This is a genomic window from Streptomyces sp. NPDC012825 (assembly GCF_042900925.1).
In the GTDB taxonomy this organism is placed as follows: Bacteria; Actinomycetota; Actinomycetes; order Streptomycetales; family Streptomycetaceae; genus Streptomyces.
Map to the genome: position 1 here is coordinate 534,511 of NZ_JBIBBZ010000001.1, position 20,423 is coordinate 554,933.

Below are 20,423 nucleotides of genomic sequence, written 5' to 3' on the forward strand. Positions count from 1 at the left end.
GACCCGCACCATGAGCACCCGTCTCCGCACCCTCGGCGCCAAGACCGCCGGCCCCGGGCAGCCCGTCTACGTCACCGGCGAGATCGGCATCAACCACAACGGCGAGCTCGAGAACGCCCTCGCGCTCATCGACGTCGCCGCCGAGGCCGGCTGCGACGCGGTCAAGTTCCAGAAGCGCACCCCCGAGATCTGCACCCCGCGCGACCAGTGGGACATCGAGCGGGACACCCCCTGGGGCCGCATGACCTACATCGACTACCGCCACCGCGTGGAGTTCGGCGAGGAGGAGTACCGGGCCATCGACGCGCACTGCAAGGAGCGCGGCATCGACTGGTTCGCCTCCCCGTGGGACACCGAGGCCGTCGCCTTCCTGGAGAAGTTCGACGTCCCCGCCCACAAGGTCGCCTCCGCCTCCCTCACCGACGACGAGCTGCTGCGCGAGCTGCGCTCCACCGGCCGCACGGTGATCCTCTCCACCGGCATGTCGACGCCGAAGCAGATCCGGCACGCCGTCGAGGTCCTCGGCAGCGACAACATCCTGCTCTGCCACGCCACCTCGACCTACCCGGCCAAGGCCGAGGAGCTGAACCTGCGCGTCATCCAGACGCTCCGGGAGGAGTACCCGAACGTCCCGATCGGCTACTCCGGCCACGAGACCGGCCTCCAGACCACCCTGGCCGCCGTCGCCCTCGGCGCCGTCTTCGTCGAGCGCCACATCACCCTCGACCGCGCCATGTGGGGCTCCGACCAGGCCGCCTCCGTCGAGCCCCAGGGCCTGACGCGCCTGGTCCGCGACATCCGCACCATCGAGACGGCCCTCGGCGACGGGGTCAAGAAGGTGTACGAGTCGGAGCTCGGCCCGATGAAGAAGCTCCGCCGGGTCCAGGGCGCCGTCGCCTCATGACCGGGCAGCTGGCGTTCGTCGAGAGCCCGGTCCAGCTCCTCAACGTCCTGGAGTGGGCCCACACCCGGGCGCACACCCGCGCCCCGGCCCGGACCCCCGGCCCGGGAGCGCCCGCCCCCGGGACGCCCGCCACGGAGGCCCCCGGCACGGAAGCCTCCGTCACGGGGTCCGGTGCCGCGGGCATACCCGCCGGGAGAGCACCGGGCCGGGGAACGCCGGCCACCGGGACCGCCACCGGGAGGACCGCCACCGGAACACCGGGCCGGGAAGCGCCCGCCGCCGGGGCGCCCGGTGCGCCGGGCCCCGGCCCCCGGACGCCCGCCGCCGAGGCGCCCGCGTCCCCCCTCACGGTCGTCGTCCTCTCGCCGACCGACCCCATGTCGCGGGGCCAGCTGCGCCGGATGGCCCAGCTGGCCCGCGACGAGGGCCTCACCGTCCACTGGCAGGAGGCCCGCGGCGGCCGGGGCGCCCTCGTCCGCACCCTGCGGCGGCTCGCCGGGCCGCTGCGCTCCGCGGAGCGGGTGATCATCGGGGATCCGTTCTCCCGGTACGTCCAGCTGCTCCTGACCCTCTTCGGCCCCCGGCACCTGACCGTGGTCGACGACGGCACGGCGACCATGGAGTTCGCCGCCCAGCTCGGCCGCGGCGAGCGCCTGGTCCGCTGGCACCGCAGGGGCGGCCTGGACCCGCGCGAGCTGGTCCTCGCCCCCGTGACCACCCTGGCCCGGCGGCGGCTCGCCCCGGCCCGGGGCCGTACCGTCGAGATCTTCACCTCGCTGCCCGTGGAGGCGCCGGCGGGCGTCGAGGTCACCGGGAACTCCTACGCCTGGACCCGCTCCCGCTTCGGCCCGCCGCTGCTCACCGGCGGCGCGGACCTGGTCGGCACCTCGCTGGTGGAGACGGGGGTGGTCGACGCCGACCACTACACCCGCGTGGTCGGCGAACTCGCCCGGACCCACGGCGCCACCCGCTACTTCGCCCACCGCAGGGAGAGCACCGGCAAGCTGCACCGGATCGCGGTCGAGACGGGCCTCCAGGTGGTCCGGCCCGAGCTGCCCCTGGAGCTGATCGCCCGGCGCGGCCCGGTCGGCCGCACGATCGTCAGCTTCCCGTCCACGGTCGTGCACACCCTGCCGCTCGCCCTCGCCGGCACGGGCGTGAAGGTCGCCGTCTGCGAGGTGGCGCCCGAGTGGCTGCGGGCGACCGCCTCGCCGCGCGCGCAGGGCTTCCTGTCCGGCGTGACGGGCACGGCGGCCCACGAGGTCGACCGGCTCACCGCGCGGGCGGTCCACCCCACCGACCGGCTGGAATTCGGGTGAGCTTACCCACAGCGAGTGATCCTCAAGCCCGTGAAATCGGGGATCTTTCCCCTAACAGGTTGAAGTTTTGTGATCAACGGGCAGTTGACCACCTCGAAGGCCTACCCTTCAAAAGGTGAACCAGTTGAAGTCCCGTGAGCCAGGCTCCGCCACTCTGCCCGGAAAGCTGCCCGCAACCCTGCGCGACGAACTGATCATGTTCCGCAGGGACTTGCACATGCACCCCGAGCTCGGGAAGCAGGAGTTCCGTACGACCGCCGCGCTCAAGGCCCGCCTGGAGGCGGCCGGGCTCGCGCCGGAGGTCCTTCCGGCCGGCACCGGACTCATCTGTGACATCGGCACCCCGGACCCACGCCGCCCCATGCTGGCGATCCGCGCCGACCTCGACGCGCTGCCCATCCCGGACGTCAAGACCGTCGCCTACCGCTCCACCGTGGCCAACCGCGCCCACGCCTGCGGACACGACGTCCACACCACCTCCGTCCTCGGCGCGGGCCTGGTCCTCGCCGAGCTGGACCGGCAGGGCCTCCTGCCGGGCGCCGTGCGGCTGATCTTCCAGCCCGCCGAGGAGGTCCTCCCCGGCGGCGCCGTCGACGTCGTCGAGGCCGGCGCGCTGAACGGCGTCGGCAGGATCATCGCCGTCCACTGCGACCCGAGGGTCGACGCGGGGAAGATCGGTCTGCGCGCCGGCCCCATCACCTCCGCCTGCGACCGGCTCGAGATCACCCTGGACGGCCCCGGCGGCCACACCGCCCGGCCGCACCTCACCACCGACCTGGTCACCGCCGCCGCCCGCGTCGCCACCGACGTCCCCGCCGTCCTGGCCCGCCGCGTCGACGCCCGCTCGGGCCTCTCGGTCACCTGGGGCCGCATCGAGTCCGGCCACGCCCCCAACGTCATCCCGCAGCACGCGGAGCTCTCCGGCACCGTCCGCTGCCTCGACCTGCCGGCCTGGCGCGACGCGCCCGACCTGGTGCACGCGGCGATCGACGAGGTCGCGTCCCTGCACCGGGCCAAGTCGACCGTCACCTACGTCCGGGGCGTCCCGCCGGTGGTCAACGACGCGGCCGTCGCCGAGCTGCTCCGCGACGCCATGGCCGTCCGGCGCGGACCGCACGCGATCGAGGACACCGAGCAGAGCCTCGGCGGCGAGGACTTCTCCTGGTACCTGGAGCACGTCCCCGGCGCCATGGCCCGCCTCGGCGTCCGCGTCCCCGGCGACACCCGCGTCCGCGACCTGCACGCCGGCGACTTCGACGTGGACGAGAACGCCATCGAGGCGGCCGTGGAACTCTTCACCGCGGCGGCCCTGCTCGACGGCGCGCGGGAGGCCTGAGCCCCGGGCTCCGCCACCCGGCGCGACCCGTACGCCCGAGCGACGGTTTCCGGCCGGACGGACCCCTCGTCCGTCCGGCCCGGTCGTTCCCCCCGACGGCCCAGCGCCCGGCGTGTCCGCCACGCGCCCCCCGCCGCACCGGGCGCCGCCGGGGATATAACCGGCGGTACCGGGCCGAACGCCCTCGGTCGCCCCGCCGGGCCGGTTCGCGACGATCCGATAACGACTCATGAACGGGTCTTTAACTGACATCTACGCGCGTTACGATCGCCGCGAAACCAGCGCCGGAAGAGGCGCTTTCGGTCAGTCTTGAAGGGACCCTCCTCTTGCGCCGGATCACCAGGATCACGACCGTGGGCATCGCCTCCGCGGCGCTCGCCCTCTCCGCCACCGCGTGTGGCAAGTCCTCGACGGACACCGGTTCCAGCTCCTCCTCGGACCCGAAGAACATCACGGCCGCCATCGCGTACGACATCGGCGGCCGCGGTGACCAGTCCTTCAACGACGCCGCCTACGCGGGCCTGCAGAAGGCCGAGAAGGAGCTGGGTGTCAAGGGCAAGGAGGCCGAGCCCTCGGAGGGTGAGGGCGACGCCGACAAGGTGCAGCGCCTCACCGCCCTCGCCCGCGCCGGGAACAACCCGGTCATCGGTGTCGGCTTCGCCTACGCCCCGGCGATCGCCAAGGTCGCCAAGGCCTACCCGAAGACCACCTTCGGCCTCATCGACGACACCTCGGTGACCGCCCCGAACATCGCCAACCTCGTCTTCAACGAGGAGCAGGGCTCCTACCTGGCCGGCGTCGCCGCCGCCAAGACGTCGAAGACCGGCACGGTCGGCTTCATCGGCGGCGTCGAGGTCCCCCTGATCAAGAAGTTCCAGGCGGGCTACGAGCAGGGCGTCAAGGACACCGACCCCAAGGCGAAGGTGCTCGTCCAGTACCTGACCCAGCCGCCGAACTTCGACGGCTTCTCCAAGCCCGACCTCGGCAAGGCCGCCGCGCAGGGCCAGCTCGACAAGGGCGCCGACGTGATCTACGCCGCCGCCGGTCTGGCCGGTTCGGGCTCGATCGAGGCCGCCGCGTCCGCGGGCAAGTGGGCCATCGGCGTCGACTCCGACCAGTACAACCAGGCGGGTCTGTCCTCCTACAAGGAGCACATCCTCACCTCGGTCACCAAGGACGTCTCCGACTCCGTCTTCAACCTGATCAAGTCGGTCAAGGACGGCAAGCCGCAGACCGGCGAGATCCGCTACGGCCTCGCCCAGGACGGCGTCGGCCTGGCCGACTCCAACCCGGCGTACAAGAAGATGACCGACGTCATCGCCGCCGTGGACAAGGCGAAGAAGGACATCGTCGACGGCAAGATCACGGTCAAGACCGCTCCGTAAGGAACCGCAGGTCAACGACCTCAGGGCCCGGCGACGGTGGGACCCCCACCGGAGCCGGGCCCCGTTCCCGTACGGATTTTCATTTTTCGGCAGTGCTACGCGTGTAGATGTCTCCCTGGCACGATAGCTTCGCCCCGCCCTGCCCTCCCCGCTCCCACTCCTTCCGGCCAAGGAGAGTGCGTCATCAACGCGTCCAGCCCCCCTGCCGTAGAACTGCACGGCATCACCAAGCGATTCCCCGGCGTCGTCGCCAACAAGGACATCGCCATCACGGTCCGCAAGGGCACCGTGCATGCCCTGATCGGCGAGAACGGCGCCGGCAAGTCGACCCTCATGAAGATCCTCTACGGCATGCAGAAGCCGGACGAGGGCACCATCGCCGTCGACGGCGAGCAGGTCGCCTTCTCCAGCCCCGGTGACGCCATCGCGCGCGGCATCGGCATGGTGCACCAGCACTTCATGCTCGCCGACAACCTCACCGTCCTGGAGAACGTCGTCCTCGGCGGCGAGAAGCTCTACGGCATCGGCGCCAAGGCCCGGAAGAAGATCCGCGAGATCTCCGACCAGTACGGCCTCGGGGTCCGCCCGGACGCCCTCGTCGAGGACCTCGGCGTCGCCGACCGGCAGCGCGTGGAGATCCTCAAGGTCCTCTACCGCGGCGCCCGGATCCTCATCCTCGACGAGCCGACCGCCGTCCTCGTCCCGCAGGAGGTCGACGCGCTCTTCGACAACCTGCGCGAGCTCAAGTCCGAGGGCCTGACCGTCATCTTCATCTCGCACAAGCTGGGCGAGGTCCTGAAGGTCGCCGACGACATCACCGTCATCCGCCGGGGCACCACGGTCGGCACCGCCGACCCGAAGACCGCCACCACCAAGCAGCTCGCCGAGCTGATGGTCGGCAGCGAGCTGCCCTCCCCGGAGACCCGCGAGTCGACCGTCACCGACGTGCCGATGCTCCAGGTCCGGAACCTGACCCTGTCCGAGGCCGGCGCCGTCTCCGCCGCCCCGCTGACCAGCGCGGCCCCGCCGGACCCGGCCCGCGGCGCCACCGTCCCGGAGGAGACCGCCGGGGGCCGCAAGCTCCTCGACGACGTCTCCCTCACCATCCACAAGGGCGAGATCCTCGGCATCGCGGGCGTCGAGGGCAACGGCCAGACCGAGCTCATCGAGGCCCTCATGGGCATGGCCGCCCCCGACGCGGGCACCATCTCCCTCGACGGCCGGGACATCTCCAAGGTCTCCGTGCGCAAGCGCCGCGAGGGCGGCATCGGCTACATCCCCGAGGACCGGCACCGCCACGGCCTGCTCCTGGAGGCCCCCCTCTGGGAGAACCGCATCCTCGGCCACGTCACCGAGGCCCCCAACTCCAGGCGCGGCATCCTCGACCCGAAGGCCGCCCGCCAGGACACCGAGCGGATCGTCCGCGAGTACGACGTGCGCACCCCCGGCATCGACGTCACCGCGGCCTCCCTCTCCGGCGGCAACCAGCAGAAGCTGATCGTCGGCCGCGAGATGAGCCACGCCCCCAAGTTCCTGATCGCCGCCCACCCCACCCGCGGCGTGGACGTCGGCGCGCAGGCGCAGATCTGGGACGCGATCCGGGACGCCCGCCGCGAGGGCCTGGCGGTGCTGCTGATCTCCGCCGACCTCGACGAGCTGATCGGCCTCTCCGACACCCTCCGGGTCATGTACCGCGGCAAGCTGGTCGCCGACGCCGACCCCGCCACCATCACGCCCGAGGAGCTGGGCTCCGCCATGACCGGCGCGGCCTCCGGCCACCTCGAAGGCACCGAAGAGCAGTCCGAAGACGGTGACGCCCGATGATGAAACTCGACAAGGACCGGCTGATCCTGGGCGCGGCGGGACCGGTGCTCGCACTGGTCTCCTCGTTCGTGCTCACCGTGCTGGTGCTGCTCGCCACGGGTCTCGACCCGATCGAGCCGATCCGGATCATGATCGACAATGCCGGGTACTCCGACATCCAGGTCCTGATCGTCAACCAGACCGGGATCTACTACCTCGCGGCCCTGGCCGTGGCGGTCGGCTTCCGGATGAACCTCTTCAACATCGGCGTCGACGGCCAGTACCGGCTCGCCGCGATGGTCTCCGCCCTCGTGGGCGCCTCCGTCGAGCTGCCGGGCCCGCTGCACATCCTCCTGATCGTGCTCGTCGCCATGCTGACCGGCGCCTTCTGGTCCGGCATCGCCGGCATCCTCAAGACGACCCGCGGCGTCTCCGAGGTCGTCTCGACGATCATGCTCAACGCCATCGCGACCTCCCTGGTGGCCTGGCTGATCCTGCCGAAGAACTTCGGCGTCCAGCCCGAGGGCTCCAACAACCTCACCACCGGTGAGATCGCCGAGTCCGGCTGGTTCCCCGGCATCGACATGGGCCAGGGCAACGGCGTCGTCTACGGCTTCACCTTCGTCGCCCTCGCACTCGGCGTCGTCTACTGGTTCGTCCTCAACCGCACCCGGTTCGGCTTCGACCTGCGCGCCACCGGCGCCAGCGAGTCCGCCGCCCAGGCCAGCGGCGTCGACGCCAAGCGGATGATCCTCACCTCGATGCTGCTCTCGGGCGCGCTCGCCGGCCTCTCCGGCATGCCGACCCTGCTCGGCGAGTCCCACACGTACAGCCTCGACTTCCCGGTCGGCGTCGGCTTCACCGCCATCACCATCGCGCTGCTCGGCCGCAACCACCCGGTCGGCATCCTCTTCGCCGCCCTCCTCTTCGCCTTCCTCGACAAGGCGTCCTCGTCGCTCGACACCTTCGGCTACCCGAAGGAGATCACCAAGATCATGCAGGGCATCATCGTGATCGCCGTGGTCGTCTCCTACGAGCTCGTCCGCCGTTACGGCCTCCGCCGCCAGCAGCAGAAGGTCGGCGAGGAACTCGCCGCCGGCGGCGCCCTCAAGACCGACAAGGAGGTCTCGGCATGAGCACCGCCGCTGCCACCAAGCCGAGCGCCGCGCCCAAGGGCGGCGGACGCCGCAAGCTCACCCTGCCGTGGATCATGCTGATCGTCGCGGCCGGCCTCGTGCTCTTCTCGCTGGTCCGGGTCGTCTCCGGGGCGAACGACCTCACCTCCGTGGGCCAGGTCTCCGGCGCCCTCCAGCTCGCCGTCCCGATCGGCCTCGCCGGTCTCGGCGGCCTGTGGGCCGAGCGCGCGGGCGTCGTCAACATCGGCCTCGAGGGCATGATGGTCCTCGGCACCTGGTTCGGCGCCTGGGCCGGCTACCAGTGGGGCCCCTGGACCGGCGTCCTCTTCGGCCTCGTCGGCGGCGCGATCGGCGGTCTGCTCCACGCGGTCATCACCGTCACGTTCAACGTGAACCACATCGTCTCCGGTGTGGCGATCAACATCCTCGCGGTCGGCTTCACCCAGTACCTGTCGAACTTCACGTTCGCCGAGGCCGAGGGCGGCTCCTCCAAGCAGTCCCCCCGCATCGAACAGATCACCAAGATCACGATTCCGGGACTCTCCGACTGGTTGCAGGACCTCCAGGCCAAGCACTGGTTCCTGATCTCCGACCTCGCAGGCGTCCTCGGCGGCCTGGTCACCAACCTGTCGCTGCTCACCGTCGTCGCGATCCTGCTGATCCCGGCCACCTGGTGGGTGCTGTGGCGCACGGCCTTCGGCCTGCGGATGCGCTCCTGCGGCGAGAACCCGGTCGCCGCCGAGTCCCTGGGCGTCAACGTCTACAAGTACAAGTACATCGCCGTCACCGTCTCCGGCGCCCTCGCCGGCCTCGGCGGCGCTTTCCTCGCGATCGTCGCCACCGGCATCTACCAGGAGGGCCAGACCGGCGGCCGCGGCTACATCGGTCTCGCCGCGATGATCTTCGGCAACTGGATGCCCGGCGGCATGGCGCTCGGCGCCGGCCTCTTCGGCTTCACCGACAGCCTCAAGCTGCGCGGCGGCGCCGAGAACGTCCACGCGCTGCTGCTCCTGGTCGCGCTGCTCCTGGTGATCGCCGCCCTCTGGCAGCTCTACAGGAAGAAGTACGTGGTCGCGGTGGTCTCCGCCGCCTTCTCCGCCGTGTTCTTCCTCTGGTACGCGCTGACCGACGAGGTCCCGAGCCAGTTCGTCGACGCCGCCCCGTACGTCACCACCCTGCTCGTGCTCGCCCTGTCGGCCCAGCGCCTGCGGATGCCGAAGGCGGACGGGCTGCCCTACCGGAAGGGCCAGGGCAAGTGACCGCGAAGCTCTCCGAGTCCGACTGGGAGGCCCTGCGGGTCACGGCGCGCGAGGCGATGTCCCGCGCGTACGCCCCGTACTCGGGCTTCCCGGTCGGCGCGGCGGCCCTCGTGGACGACGGGCGGACGGTCTCCGGCTGCAACGTGGAGAACGCCTCCTTCGGCCTCGGCCTGTGCGCCGAGTGCGGGCTCGTCTCGCAGCTCCAGGCGACCGGTGGCGGCCGGCTGACCCACTTCGTCTGCGTGGACGGCCGGGGCGAGTCCCTGGTCCCGTGCGGGCGCTGCCGGCAGCTGCTGTACGAGTTCGGGGGCCCCGACCTGGTCCTGGAGACCCCGGCCGGTCTCCTGACCCTGGCCGAGATGCTTCCGCAGGCCTTCGGTCCGGAGCACCTGTCCGGGTAACACTTCGGAGCGGCCCTTCCGGCACGATGGGAAGGGCCGCTCCTCCTTTCCCCCTCTATGCGCGTAGAAAGAGGCATCACCCCATGGACGTCATCTCCGTCATCCGCACCAAGCGGGACAAGGGCGAGCTGAGCCCCGAGCAGATCGACTGGGTCATCGACGCGTACACCCGCGGCGCGGTCGCCGACGAGCAGATGTCCGCCCTGGCCATGGCGATCCTGCTGAACGGCATGAACCGCGACGAGATCGCCCGCTGGACCGCGGCCATGATCGCCTCCGGCGAGCGCATGGACTTCTCGTCCCTCTCCCGGCCCACCGCCGACAAGCACTCCACCGGCGGCGTCGGCGACAAGATCACCCTCCCGCTCGCCCCGCTCGTCGCCGCCTGCGGCGCGGCCGTGCCGCAGCTCTCCGGCCGCGGCCTCGGCCACACCGGCGGCACCCTCGACAAGCTGGAGTCGGTCCCCGGCTGGCGGGCGCTCCTCTCCAACGAGGAGATGCTGCACGTCCTCGACACCACCGGCGCGGTCATCTGCGCGGCGGGCGACGGCCTGGCCCCGGCCGACAAGAAGCTGTACGCGCTCCGCGACGTCACCGGCACCGTCGAGGCGATCCCGCTGATCGCCTCCTCGATCATGTCCAAGAAGATCGCCGAGGGCACGGGCTCCCTGGTCCTGGACGTCAAGGTCGGCACCGGCGCCTTCATGAAGAACATCGAGGACGCCCGCGAGCTGGCCTCCACCATGGTCCAGCTGGGCACCGACAGCGGCGTGAGGACGGTCGCGCTGCTCACCGACATGTCGACCCCGCTCGGCCTGACCGCCGGCAACGCCCTGGAGGTCCGCGAGTCCGTCGAGGTCCTCGCGGGCGGCGGCCCGGCGGACGTCGTCGAGCTGACGATCGCGCTGGCCCGGGAGATGCTCGACGCGGCCGGCGTCAAGGACGCCGACCCGGCGAAGGCCCTCGCCGACGGCTCCGCGATGGACGTCTGGCGCCGGATGATCGCGGCCCAGGGCGGCGACCCGGACGCGACCCTCCCGGTCGCCCGCGAGCGGCACGTCGTGACGGCCCCCTCCTCCGGCGTCCTGACCCGCCTCGACGCCTACGACATCGGCATCGCCGCCTGGCGCCTGGGCGCGGGCCGTGCCCGCAAGGAGGACCCGGTGCAGGCGGGCGCGGGCGTCGAGCTCCACGCCAAGCCCGGCGACACGGTCACGGCGGGCCAGCCCCTCCTGACCCTCCACACGGACACCCCGGAGAAGTTCGACTACGCCCTGGGCTCCCTGGAGAACACCTGGGACATCGCCCCGTCGGGCACGCCCTTCACGGCCTCCCCGATCGTCCTGGACCGCATCGCCTGACCCTTTGGCATATGCGGCTGACACGTTCAGGTGAACGGGACCGGTGGACCCCCGCCGGTCCCGTTCGGCATGTTGAAGTGGCCGGGTGAACAGTGACGACGCGCCCATCGACCTGGGCGACGACTGGCCCGGCCTGGTGCGCCTCTGGGAGGTCGTGGACGCCCCCAAGAACTGCAAGGTGGAGATCGTCGCGGGGCACGTCACCGTGGCACCGCCCGTCGACACCCGTCACCACCTGATCGCCGGCGAGGTGCAGCGCTCTTTGTACGAGGTCATCCCGGAGGACTGGGGCGTCTACCAGACACAGGCCGTCGCCGTCCCGTCCCTGCTGGGGATGTACGTCCCCGACCTGCTGGTCGCGCCCGGGGCGGTCCTGCGCGGGCCGGGTTTCTCCTTCCCCGCCCCGGAAGCCGAACTCGTCGTCGAGATCACCTCGCGGAACAACGCGAACCACGACCGGATCGTGAAGCTCCAGGCCTACGCCACCGCCGCCGTCCCCCTCTACCTGCTCGTCGACCGCCGGCACTCCGGCCGCCCCACCGCCACCCTCTACGGTGAACCGGAGAACGGCCTGTACCGGGTCCTCGACGCGGTCGAGTTCGGCCGGGAGCTCCGCCTCCCCGCCCCCTTCGGCCTGACCATCGACACCGGCACCTTTCCGCTCGGCTAGAGCCCCGTCCCCGACAACAGCCCCGGCAGCGCCCGCATGTCCTCGAAGACCACCGTCCCCGGCCCCGTCAGGCGGTCCGCGCGGGTCAGGCCGCCGCAGTAGCCGAAGGCGCGCATGCCGGCGGCGCGGGCCGCCTCCACGCCGTACGGGCTGTCCTCGACCACCGCGCAGCGCCCGGCCGGGACGCCCATGGTGGCGGCGGCGTGCAGGAAGAGGTCCGGGGCGGGCTTGCCCCGGGCGACGTCGCGGGCGCTGAAGATCCGGTCCTCGAAGCGCTCCAGGAGACCGGTGCGGCCGAGGTTCCGCCGGATCGTGGGACGGCTGCCGTTGGAGGCGAGGCAGTACGGGACGGACAGCGCGTCCAGCGCGTCGGCGACGCCCTCGACGGCGGTCAGCTCGGCGTCGAGCGCGTCCTCGTACCGCTGCCGGAAGGGCTCGTGCCAGCCGGGCTCCAGGGGGCGCCCGATCCGCTCCTCCAGGATCGCCGTCAGCACCTCGTGGGAGGAGCCCACGAACCGCTCCACGATCTCCGCCTCGGTGAACTCGGCCCCGAGGCCGGCGAACACCTCCCGGTCCACCCGGCAGTAGATCCGCTCGCTGTCCACCAGAACGCCGTCACAGTCGAAGATCACCAGTTCGACAGGTTCGAGAGTCATGGGCGGAGCCTAGCCAGGGGGGTCCCGATGAGTTCCCGCCCCCCGCCCGGTCTCACCGGACGTGGACACCAGTCAGCCGGGCACCAGCCGGCCCCTCGTCGTGACCCTGACCGCCCGGCCCGGGCGGGAGGAGGTCGAGCGCCTCTGCGCGGAACTCGCCGCCGCCCCGCCCGCCGAGGTCGTCTGCGAGGCCGGCGCGCTCGCGCCCGCCGGGCTCGCCGCCGTCGACACCCTGGCCCGGCTGAGGCTGGCGGCGACCCGGCACGGCCACCGCCTCCGGCTCCACGGAGCGGGCCCCGAGCTGCGGGCCCTGCTCCGGCTCACCGGACTGGACGAGATGCTAGGCCTCTAGCCTCGCCGGCAGGTCGAAGAGCGGGAACCAGCGCTCGGTGTCCAGGAAGAAGTCCATCCCCGCCACCTTGCCCTCCCGCAGCTCCAGGACGATCAGCGCCCACGGACCGAAACCGCCCGCCGGGTCCGGGTGGTACTGCGCGAACGCCGGCGAGCCGTTCGCCACGGTCGGCACCAGCTTCGAGCCCGCGCAGACCTCGCCGACGCCCAGCATCCAGCCCACGATGTCGTCGTGGCCCCGGAGCCACAGGTCGTACGGCGGCATGGACATCGTCGCGTCCTCGTGGAGGAGCGCGGTCAGCGCCTTCATGTCGTAGCCCTCGAAGGCGGCGACGTACCGCTCCAGGAGCGCCTTCTGCTCCTCGTCCAGCGGGTCCGCCGGGTCGGAGGCGGCCGGCGCCTGCTCGGCCAGGGTCGCGCGGGCCCGCTGGAGCGCGCTGTTCACCGAGGCCACGGAGGTGTCGAGCAGCTCCGCCACCTCGCTCGCCCGCCACGCGAGGACCTCGCGCAGGATGAGGACCGCCCGCTGCTTGGGCGGCAGGTGCTGGAGCGCGGCCACGAACGCGAGCCGCACGGTCTCCCGGGAGACGGCCGCCTCCGCCGGGTCCGCCACCGAGGGCAGCACCCGGCCGTCCGGCACCGGCTCCAGCCAGGTGATCTCGGGCTGCTTCACGAGCTGCGCCCGCTCCACCGGCGTCGGGGAGGTCAGGTCCATCGGCCGCGCCCGCCGGTTCCCCGCGTTCAGCGCGTCGAGGCAGACGTTGGTCGCGATCCGGTAGAGCCAGGACCGCAGCGAGGAGCGGCCCTCGAAGGAGTCGAGCGCCTTCCAGGCCCGCACCATCGTGTCCTGCACCGCGTCCTCCGCCTCGAAGGAGGAGCCGAGCATCCGGTAGCAGTAACCGGTCAGCTCACGGCGGTACTTGTCGAGTTCCTCGGTCGTCACGGCCACGGTGTCACTCATCGGGTCCACACCCCACTCGCCCTCACCGGCACCCGTCCGATGCCGATGAGAGCGAAGCTACCGCAGCGCACTGACAGCCGGGGTCACGTTCCCGGCTTGCGCCCGTACACGTAGACGTCGTCGCCGTTGCGCAGCAGGTTCCAGTACGCCTTCGCGTCGGCCGACGTCATGTTCACGCAGCCGCCCGAGCCCGGCGGGTTCCACATCGACTTGGTGGTCGAGTGGAAGGCCTGGCCGCCGTCGAAGAACTGAGAGTACGGCATGGAGACGTCGTAGAGCGTCGACCAGTGGTCGATGCTGCGCCAGTAGATCTTCTTCAGGCCGGTACGGGTCTCCGTCCCGTCCTTGCCCGTGCGCACCGGCACCGGGCCGTACTTCAGCGTGGCGCCGTCCTGGATCCAGCTCAGCTGCCGCGTCAGGTCCACGCAGGCGATCCGGCCCTTATTGGTCGGACACTTGCGGTCCTTGTTCGGGTTCTTCCCGGCCGCCTTCTGCTGGAGCATCGTGTTCATCGTGCGCCAGGTGATCGTCCCCGCGTACCCGGCGGACGGCGTGATCCCGTGCTTCTTCTGGAAGGCCTGGATCGCCTTGCAGTCGGCGGACGACTGGCGCCCGTCGACCGTCCGGCCCAGGAACTTCTCGACCTGCTTCTGGTACGGCCCGGTCGTCACGTTGCAGGAGGCGGCCTCGGCCGTCCCCGTCCCGAGCGCGACCGTCAGCGGCACCACCAGCGCCGTCAGACCGGCCGTGACGACCGCCCTCCGGCCCGTCCGGCGTATGACTTCCCTCATGATCCTCTGCACCCCCTGGAGTCCTGTTCTCGAAGACGTACGGGGGAGTCTGTCGGTTGCGGTCCGCCCGCGAAAGAGGGGCTTGCGTCACAGGCGGGCCGCCCCCGCGCCTCAGGCGGCCGCCGGACGGATCCGCCGCGCCTCCACGCGCGCGCTGTGCGTGCCGTACAGGGTGATCGAGACGACGCCGAGGACCGCGACCAGACCGATCAGGACCGTGCCGGCCCAGCCGCCCGCGTGGAAGGCGACCGCGCCGAGCGTGCCGCCCGCGCTGGAGCCCAGGTAGTACGCCGACTGGTACAGCGCCGAGGCCTGCGCCCGGCCCGTCCTCGCCGTGCGGCTCACCGAGGAGGACGCGACCGCGTGACCGGCGAAGAAACCGGCCGTGATGAGGACGAGGCCCGCCAGGACCGCCGCGAGCGCGTCGGAGAGCGAGAGCAGCAGGCCCGCGGCCGTGGTGGAGACCGCCAGGTAGAGCGCCCCGCGCCGGCCGAGCCGCCCGACCAGCCTCCCGGCCGCCGCCGAGGAGACCGTACCGACCAGGTACACCAGGAAGATCGAGCCGATCACGCCCTGCGGCAGCGAGAACGGGGCCTCCACCAGGCGGTAGCCGATCACGGTGTACACCGCGCCGAAGACCGTCATGAACAGGGCGCCGATCGCGTACAGCCGCAGGAGGAGAGGATCGGCGAGGTGGCCGCGCACGGTCCGGGCCAGCGCCTTCGGGTTCAGCGTGCCCGGCGTGAAGTGGCGGGCCTTCGGCAGCAGCGCCCGGAAGGCGAGCGCGCACACCAGGGAGAGCAGGCCCACGGCGGCCACGCCCGCGCGCCAGCCCCACAGCTGGGCGACCCAGCCGGACACGATCCGGCCGCTCATCCCGCCGATGGAGTTGCCCGCCACGAAGAGGCCGATCGCGCCGACGAGCGCCTTGGGCCGCACCTCCTCCGCCAGGTACGCCATCGCGGAGGCCGGGAGCCCGGCGAGCGCCGCGCCCTGGAGCGCGCGCAGCACGACCAGGGACTCCAGGTTCGGGGCGAGCGGCACCAGGAGCGCCAGGGCGACCGCGACCGAGAGGGAGACGGTCATCAGCGTGCGCCGGCCGAAGCGCTCGGAGAGGGCGCTGAGCGGCAGGACGCACAGGGCGAGGGCGCCGGTCGCGGCGGAGACCGTCCACGAGGCGGCGGAGGCGGTGGCGCCGAACTCGGCGGAGATCGCCGGGAGGAGGGCCTGCGTGGAGTAGAGGAGGGTGAAGGCCGCGAGTCCGGCGGCGAAGAGCGCGAGGCTCATGCGGCGGTGGCCGGGGGCGCCGGGGGCGAGACGGGTGTCGGCGGACGCGTGGGTGGCGGCCGCCCTGGTACTGGCGGAAGGCATGCCACGAACGTAGGCCGACGCCTTTCATGCGTCCAATGCACGGAACTGCTGTAATCGTTCCCATGGTGCATGAGTACAGGTCACAGCCCCGGCTGTCATCGAGTAGTAACGAAGAAGACATGGGACTGCTGCTCGCGCCCCGGCTGGCGTACTTCGCGGCCGTCGCCCGGCACGAGCACGTGACCAGGGCCGCGGCCGAGATGGGCGTCCCGCAGTCCACGCTCTCGCGCGCGATGGTCCGCCTGGAAGGGGACCTCGGCGTGACCCTCTTCGCCCGCCGGGGCCGCACGGTCTCCCTCACCCCGGCGGGCCGCCGCTTCCTCGCCGCCGCCGAGCGGGCCCTCGCCGAGGTGGAGCGGGCCGCCGACACCGTACGGGCCGACGCCGACCCGGCCGCCGGGCGGGTCGCCTTCGGGTTCCTGCACACCATGGGCTCCGAGACCGTCCCCGGGCTCATCCGCGCCTTCCGGGTCGACCACCCCCGGGTCCGCTTCACCCTGGTCCAGAACTACGGCGAGGCCATGATCGAGCGGCTGCGGGCCGGCGACCTCGACCTCTGCCTGACCTCGCCGGTGCCGGACGCGCCCGACCTGGTGGCCCGGCGCCTGGACGAGCAGCGGCTGCGGCTCGTCGTCCCGGACGACCACCGGCTCGCGACCCGCAAGCGGGTGCGGCTCGCGGAGGCCGCCGACGAGACCTTCGTGACCCTGGAGCCGGGGTACGGGCTGCGCCGCATCACCGACGACCTGTGCGCGGAGGCCGGGTTCAAGCCCCGCGTGGCCTTCGAGGGCGAGGAGGCCGAGACCCTGCGCGGCCTGGTCGCCGCCGGGCTCGGCGTCGCCCTGCTGCCCCCGCCGGCCGTGCCCCGGCCCGGCGTCGTCGAACTGACCGTCACCGCTCCGCGCGCGGTCCGCGAGATCGGGGTCGCCTGGCTCGACGGCCACCCGGACACGGCCCCGGTGGCCGCCTTCAAGAAGTTCCTCCTGAGCCGGCGCGGCCACCTGCTCCCGAAGGAGCCCTCGCCCCCGGCGTGAGCCCGTACCGCACGGACTCGCCCCCTGCGTGAGGCCGTCACCTCCGCCGCGCGCCCCCGAACCCCGCCGCGAGCGGCATCCGCAGACCGAGCGGCGGCGGCGCGGCGAACGCGTCGGTCAGCGGGCGGGCGACCGGCCGGGCGAAGAGGGCGCCGAGGACGAAGTCGGCGGCCAGGGCCCGGACCTCGTCCGCGTACTGGCGCAGCGCGTGGCCGTCCGAGTGCACCTCGAAGCGGCAGGTCTCCCGGTTCGCCTTCTTCGCCCGCTGGGCGAAGCGGAACGACAGCTCCGGGTCCGTACGGGCGTCGTTGGTGCCGTGCACGAGCAGCACCCGGCGCCCCACCAGCTGCCGCACCGGCTCCGGCTCGGCCGCCACGTCGTCCTCGGGCAGCCAGGGGGCGAGCGCCAGGACCGCGCCGACCGCGTCCGCCCCGGCCGCCCGCAGCGCGGCCCGCCCGCCGAGCCCGTGCCCGGCCAGGCAGACCGGGACGTCTCCGTAGCGCCGTACCGCCTCCGCGACCGCCCAGGCGGCGTCCGCCGCGAGGTCCGCGTCCGCGCCGTTCCAGCCGCGCGCCCGGTAGCGCACCACGTGCGCGACGAGCCCCTCGGCCCGGCCCGCCCGCGCCAGGGCGCGCCCGAGCGGGAGCACCGCCGCGTGGGCCCGCGCGGAGGCCCGGCGCCTCGACGACGGCTCGCCGTCCGGGAGGAGCAGCACCACGCCGCCCACCGCCGACGTGCCGGAACCTGCGACGGACCGTCCGAGCCGGGGTCTCCGTGCGTCGGGCGGCCCCACGAGTGCGAAGTGCGCCATGGCAGAACAGTCTCAGAAGCGGAGGTGTACGCCGGTCGTACGGACGGTCACTGTTGCGTATCGCCGCCCGCCTCCTCGAACGGACGTGCCCGGCAAGCCCGTTCGAGCCCCGGGGGCGCCGACGCGCGCGTACGGGAAGGGGAGTGCCACGGGGGGCGCTCTACGCGCGTAGGGGCTAGAGTGCGGCAATGACGAGCCAGACCCACAGCGTCCCCACCGCGGACCAGATCCGCCGCGCCCCGAAGGTGCTGCTCCACGACCACCTCGACGGCGGGCTGCGCCCCGGCACGATCGTCGAACTCGCCCGCGAGCAGGGCTACGAGAACCTCCCCGAGACCGAACCCGACAAGCTCGGCGTCTGGTTCCGGGAGGCCGCCGACTCCGGCTCCCTGGAGCGGTACCTGGAGACCTTCGCGCACACCTGCGCCGTCATGCAGACCCGGGAGGCCCTCTTCCGCGTCGCCGCCGAGTGCGCCGTCGACCTCGCCGAGGACGGCGTCGTGTACGCGGAGGTCCGCTACGCCCCCGAGCAGCACCTGGAGGGCGGCCTCACCCTCGAAGAGGTCGTGGAGGCCGTCAACGCGGGCTTCCGCGAGGGCGAGCGGCGGGCCAGGGAGGGCGGCCACCGCATCCGGGTCGGCGCCCTGCTCACCGCCATGCGGCACGCCGCCCGCTCCCTGGAGATCGCCGAACTCGCCAACGCCTACCGCGACTCCGGAGTCGTCGGCTTCGACATCGCGGGCGCCGAGGCCGGCTACCCGCCCACCCGCCACCTCGACGCCTTCGAGTACCTCAAGCGGGAGAACAACCACTTCACGATCCACGCGGGAGAGGCCTTCGGGCTGCCCTCCATCTGGCAGGCGCTCCAGTGGTGCGGCGCCGACCGCCTGGGCCACGGCGTCCGGATCATCGACGACATCGAGGTCGCGGACGACGGCCCGGTGAAGCTGGGACGGCTCGCCGCCTACGTCCGCGACAAGCGGATCCCCCTGGAGATGTGCCCCTCCTCCAACCTCCAGACCGGCGCCGCCGCCTCGATCGCCGAGCACCCCATCGGCCTGCTGCGCACCCTGCACTTCCGCGCCACGGTCAACACCGACAACCGCCTCATGAGCGGCACGAGCATGAGCCGCGAATTCGAGCTGCTGACCGAGGCGTTCGCATACACGCTCGACGACATGCAGTGGTTCACGGTCAATGCGATGAAATCGGCGTTCATTCCTTTCGATGAACGACTGGCCATGATCAATGAGGTCATCAAGCCCGGCTACGCCGAACTCCGGTCCGAATGGCTGTTCCAGCAGACCGCCGCGACCAGCGGACCTTCCGGTACGGAGGGCTGAGCGGGGACCCTGGGAAGGGACGGAGACGGCCGGGGCGGCACGACACCCGGCCGCTTTCCGGTGTTTGCGGAGGGGTTCCCCGCTGGTTAGGTTGCAGAGCCGCTCTGCGTTGACCTCTCCCGTTCCCCGGATTTCCCCGCACGGCTTTCCCGAAGCCCCCGGATTCCCCAAGGAAGTTTCCCAGATGAAGCAGTCCGCCAAGAAGCTCGGCGCCGTCGCCCTCGGTGCCGCCTTCGCCGCCGCCGCCGCCGGTACGGCCTCCGCCGCCCCGGCCCTGCCCGCCGCCCCCGACGCGCTCGGCCTGGTCACCCAGACCGTGCCGCTGGGCGACGGCCTCGGCGAGCTCCCCGCCGACGCCGCCGAGGGACTCGACGTCGGCCAGGGCGTCCTCGGCCAGGGCCTGGACCAGGCCACCACGACCCTTCCGGCCGCCGTCGGCCAGGGCACCCGGAACCTGCCGCTCGACGCCGCCACCGGCAGCCTCGGCGCCACCCCGCTCGGCGGGCTCCTCGGCGGCCTCCCCCTGAACGGCCTGCCGCTCGGCTGACCCGGCCCGCCGGGCCCCGTGCGGACGACCCCGTACGCGCCCACGCCGAAGGGGCGCGCACCCGGAACCTTCCCGGGCGCGCGCCCCTTCGGCGCGCGGGCCGACGCCTACCAGGCGCCCGCCGCCGCCTTCCGCTCCGACGGCAGCAGCAGCCACATCGCCAGGTACAGCAGGAACTGCGGGCCCGGCAGCAGACAGGACACCAGGAAGACCACGCGCATCGTCGTCGCGGAGGTGCCGAAGCGCCGGGCGAGCGCCGCGCACACCCCGCCGATCACGCGTCCGTCACGGGGGCGGATGAGTGCGGCCATGGTGGGCTCCTTCGGGGTCGGTCCGGGAGCCGCTCCGTCGGGCTCCCGATGACTCCATACTGCGGCCGGGGAGGGGGACGGAGCGTCGGTCTACCGGGCGATCGGAACCCTGGGAATCGTCGGGGTCGCACCCTGAGAACCCTCGCTCCGCGGCAGGGCGGAACCCCGGCCGCGACCGGTCCCCCCGGAGCCGCCCGCCCGGCCCGCCCGCGACCTGCGGCGCAGCCAGGCCCGCCCGGCCGGCACGAGCAGGAGGTGCGCAAGCACCACGCCCGCCGTGTTCAGGAACACCGAGTCCACGTCCACGACCTGCCCCGGCACCGCGGTCTGCAACAGCTCCACCGCGAGCGACACGAGGGCCCCGGCGGCGGCCGTCCGGACCAGGGAGGCCCAGCCGGGGACGTCGAGCCGCCCGTCGGCCATCGGGAGCAGCACCCCGAGCGGGGCGAGCAGCAGCAGGCCCTCGCCGATCAGCCGGACCGCCTCGGCGGAACCCAGCGCGAGATCGGCCCGGAGGCCGTCCAGGGGCACCGTGTTCGGCGCGGTCACCCAGGCCACGTCCCGTGGGCGCAGACTGATCCAGGCGACGAGCAGCAGATACGCGACGAGGAGGACGAACCCCGTCACGCGGACGACCACGGCGGCACTGCCGCCCGAACCTTGACGCTGCACG

Annotated in this window: 21 protein-coding genes; 14 read left to right on the plus strand and 7 right to left on the minus strand. The window is 72.5% G+C overall.

All coding sequences use genetic code 11. The annotated features are described in order from the left end of the window. Positions 1-10 precede the first annotated feature (10 nt). From ACFY7E_RS02665 to ACFY7E_RS02710, 10 genes are all read left to right on the plus strand, one after another. Complete coding sequence (locus tag ACFY7E_RS02665; RefSeq protein ID WP_125658438.1) at positions 11-904, plus strand: N-acetylneuraminate synthase family protein; 894 nt, start codon at positions 11-13, stop codon at positions 902-904. Beyond that, positions 901-2,223 (plus strand): hypothetical protein, encoded by a 1,323-nt coding sequence (locus ACFY7E_RS02670; RefSeq protein WP_389479899.1) that lies wholly within the window; start codon positions 901-903, stop codon positions 2,221-2,223. The genes ACFY7E_RS02665 and ACFY7E_RS02670 overlap by 4 nt, the downstream gene beginning before the upstream one ends. A 115-nt stretch (positions 2,224-2,338) precedes the next feature. After that, positions 2,339-3,559 (plus strand): amidohydrolase, encoded by a 1,221-nt coding sequence (locus tag ACFY7E_RS02675; protein WP_383434309.1) that lies wholly within the window; start codon positions 2,339-2,341, stop codon positions 3,557-3,559. Between the two features lie 326 nt (positions 3,560-3,885). Next, positions 3,886-4,944 carry a BMP family protein gene (locus ACFY7E_RS02680; RefSeq protein ID WP_389479903.1) on the plus strand — a complete coding sequence of 353 codons (1,059 nt, stop codon included), beginning with the start codon at positions 3,886-3,888 and terminating at the stop codon, positions 4,942-4,944. 183 nt (positions 4,945-5,127) lie between these two features. Then, positions 5,128-6,768 (plus strand): ABC transporter ATP-binding protein, encoded by a 1,641-nt coding sequence (locus ACFY7E_RS02685; protein WP_389481011.1) that lies wholly within the window; start codon positions 5,128-5,130, stop codon positions 6,766-6,768. Continuing rightward, positions 6,765-7,883, plus strand: a complete 1,119-nt coding sequence (locus tag ACFY7E_RS02690) for an ABC transporter permease (RefSeq protein ID WP_389479906.1) — start codon at positions 6,765-6,767, stop codon at positions 7,881-7,883. The genes ACFY7E_RS02685 and ACFY7E_RS02690 overlap by 4 nt, the downstream gene beginning before the upstream one ends. Continuing rightward, positions 7,880-9,142 carry an ABC transporter permease gene (locus ACFY7E_RS02695; protein WP_389479909.1) on the plus strand — a complete coding sequence of 421 codons (1,263 nt, stop codon included), beginning with the start codon at positions 7,880-7,882 and terminating at the stop codon, positions 9,140-9,142. Before ACFY7E_RS02690 ends, ACFY7E_RS02695 begins: the two co-directional genes overlap by 4 nt. Beyond that, positions 9,139-9,543 (plus strand): cytidine deaminase, encoded by a 405-nt coding sequence (locus ACFY7E_RS02700; protein WP_383434297.1) that lies wholly within the window; start codon positions 9,139-9,141, stop codon positions 9,541-9,543. Before ACFY7E_RS02695 ends, ACFY7E_RS02700 begins: the two co-directional genes overlap by 4 nt. Before the next feature lie 83 nt (positions 9,544-9,626). Further along, positions 9,627-10,904, plus strand: a complete 1,278-nt coding sequence (locus ACFY7E_RS02705; RefSeq protein WP_389479912.1) for a thymidine phosphorylase — start codon at positions 9,627-9,629, stop codon at positions 10,902-10,904. A gap of 85 nt (positions 10,905-10,989) precedes the next feature. Next, positions 10,990-11,574 (plus strand): Uma2 family endonuclease, encoded by a 585-nt coding sequence (locus ACFY7E_RS02710; RefSeq protein ID WP_389479915.1) that lies wholly within the window; start codon positions 10,990-10,992, stop codon positions 11,572-11,574. Here the strand turns inward: ACFY7E_RS02710 and ACFY7E_RS02715 are convergent. Beyond that, positions 11,571-12,230, minus strand: a complete 660-nt coding sequence (locus tag ACFY7E_RS02715; RefSeq protein ID WP_389479917.1) for an HAD family hydrolase — start codon at positions 12,228-12,230, stop codon at positions 11,571-11,573. The genes ACFY7E_RS02710 and ACFY7E_RS02715 overlap by 4 nt on opposite strands. Positions 12,231-12,291: 61 nt before the next feature. Here ACFY7E_RS02715 and ACFY7E_RS02720 point away from each other — a divergent pair, with 61 nt between their 5' ends. Further along, the gene (locus ACFY7E_RS02720; RefSeq protein ID WP_389479919.1) at positions 12,292-12,582 is read left to right on the plus strand and encodes an STAS domain-containing protein; all 291 of its coding nucleotides are present in this window, start codon (positions 12,292-12,294) and stop codon (positions 12,580-12,582) included. Here the strand turns inward: ACFY7E_RS02720 and ACFY7E_RS02725 are convergent. From ACFY7E_RS02725 to ACFY7E_RS02735, 3 genes are all read right to left on the minus strand, one after another. Beyond that, the gene (locus ACFY7E_RS02725; protein ID WP_389479922.1) at positions 12,571-13,542 is read right to left on the minus strand and encodes a sigma-70 family RNA polymerase sigma factor; all 972 of its coding nucleotides are present in this window, start codon (positions 13,540-13,542) and stop codon (positions 12,571-12,573) included. The two genes, ACFY7E_RS02720 and ACFY7E_RS02725, sit on opposite strands and share 12 nt — an antisense overlap. Positions 13,543-13,625: 83 nt before the next feature. Further along, on the minus strand, positions 13,626-14,333 hold the full coding sequence (locus ACFY7E_RS02730; RefSeq protein WP_389479925.1) for a L,D-transpeptidase family protein: 708 nt from the start codon (positions 14,331-14,333) through the stop codon (positions 13,626-13,628). 111 nt (positions 14,334-14,444) lie between these two features. Next, the gene (locus ACFY7E_RS02735; protein WP_389479928.1) at positions 14,445-15,704 is read right to left on the minus strand and encodes an MFS transporter; all 1,260 of its coding nucleotides are present in this window, start codon (positions 15,702-15,704) and stop codon (positions 14,445-14,447) included. A 62-nt stretch (positions 15,705-15,766) separates the two neighbouring features. On the opposite strand from ACFY7E_RS02735, the gene ACFY7E_RS02740 reads away from it, so the two are divergent. Next, complete coding sequence (locus tag ACFY7E_RS02740; RefSeq protein WP_389479931.1) at positions 15,767-16,738, plus strand: LysR family transcriptional regulator; 972 nt, start codon at positions 15,767-15,769, stop codon at positions 16,736-16,738. A gap of 37 nt (positions 16,739-16,775) precedes the next feature. On the opposite strand, the gene ACFY7E_RS02745 is transcribed toward ACFY7E_RS02740, so the two are convergent. Further along, the gene (locus tag ACFY7E_RS02745; protein ID WP_389479934.1) at positions 16,776-17,549 is read right to left on the minus strand and encodes an alpha/beta hydrolase; all 774 of its coding nucleotides are present in this window, start codon (positions 17,547-17,549) and stop codon (positions 16,776-16,778) included. A gap of 188 nt (positions 17,550-17,737) precedes the next feature. Here ACFY7E_RS02745 and ACFY7E_RS02750 point away from each other — a divergent pair, with 188 nt between their 5' ends. Next, positions 17,738-18,892: an adenosine deaminase gene (locus tag ACFY7E_RS02750; protein WP_383434268.1), complete on the plus strand. Its 1,155-nt coding sequence runs from the start codon at positions 17,738-17,740 to the stop codon at positions 18,890-18,892. Between the two features lie 184 nt (positions 18,893-19,076). Continuing rightward, the gene (locus ACFY7E_RS02755) at positions 19,077-19,439 is read left to right on the plus strand and encodes a hypothetical protein (protein WP_389479938.1); all 363 of its coding nucleotides are present in this window, start codon (positions 19,077-19,079) and stop codon (positions 19,437-19,439) included. A gap of 107 nt (positions 19,440-19,546) precedes the next feature. Here the strand turns inward: ACFY7E_RS02755 and ACFY7E_RS02760 are convergent, their stop codons facing one another. Together ACFY7E_RS02760 and ACFY7E_RS02765 are read right to left on the minus strand one after the other, a co-directional pair. After that, on the minus strand, positions 19,547-19,750 hold the full coding sequence (locus ACFY7E_RS02760; protein WP_389479940.1) for a PspC domain-containing protein: 204 nt from the start codon (positions 19,748-19,750) through the stop codon (positions 19,547-19,549). Positions 19,751-19,840: 90 nt separating this feature from the next. Beyond that, complete coding sequence (locus ACFY7E_RS02765; RefSeq protein ID WP_389479943.1) at positions 19,841-20,422, minus strand: VanZ family protein; 582 nt, start codon at positions 20,420-20,422, stop codon at positions 19,841-19,843. Between the last annotated feature and the right edge of the window lies 1 nt (position 20,423).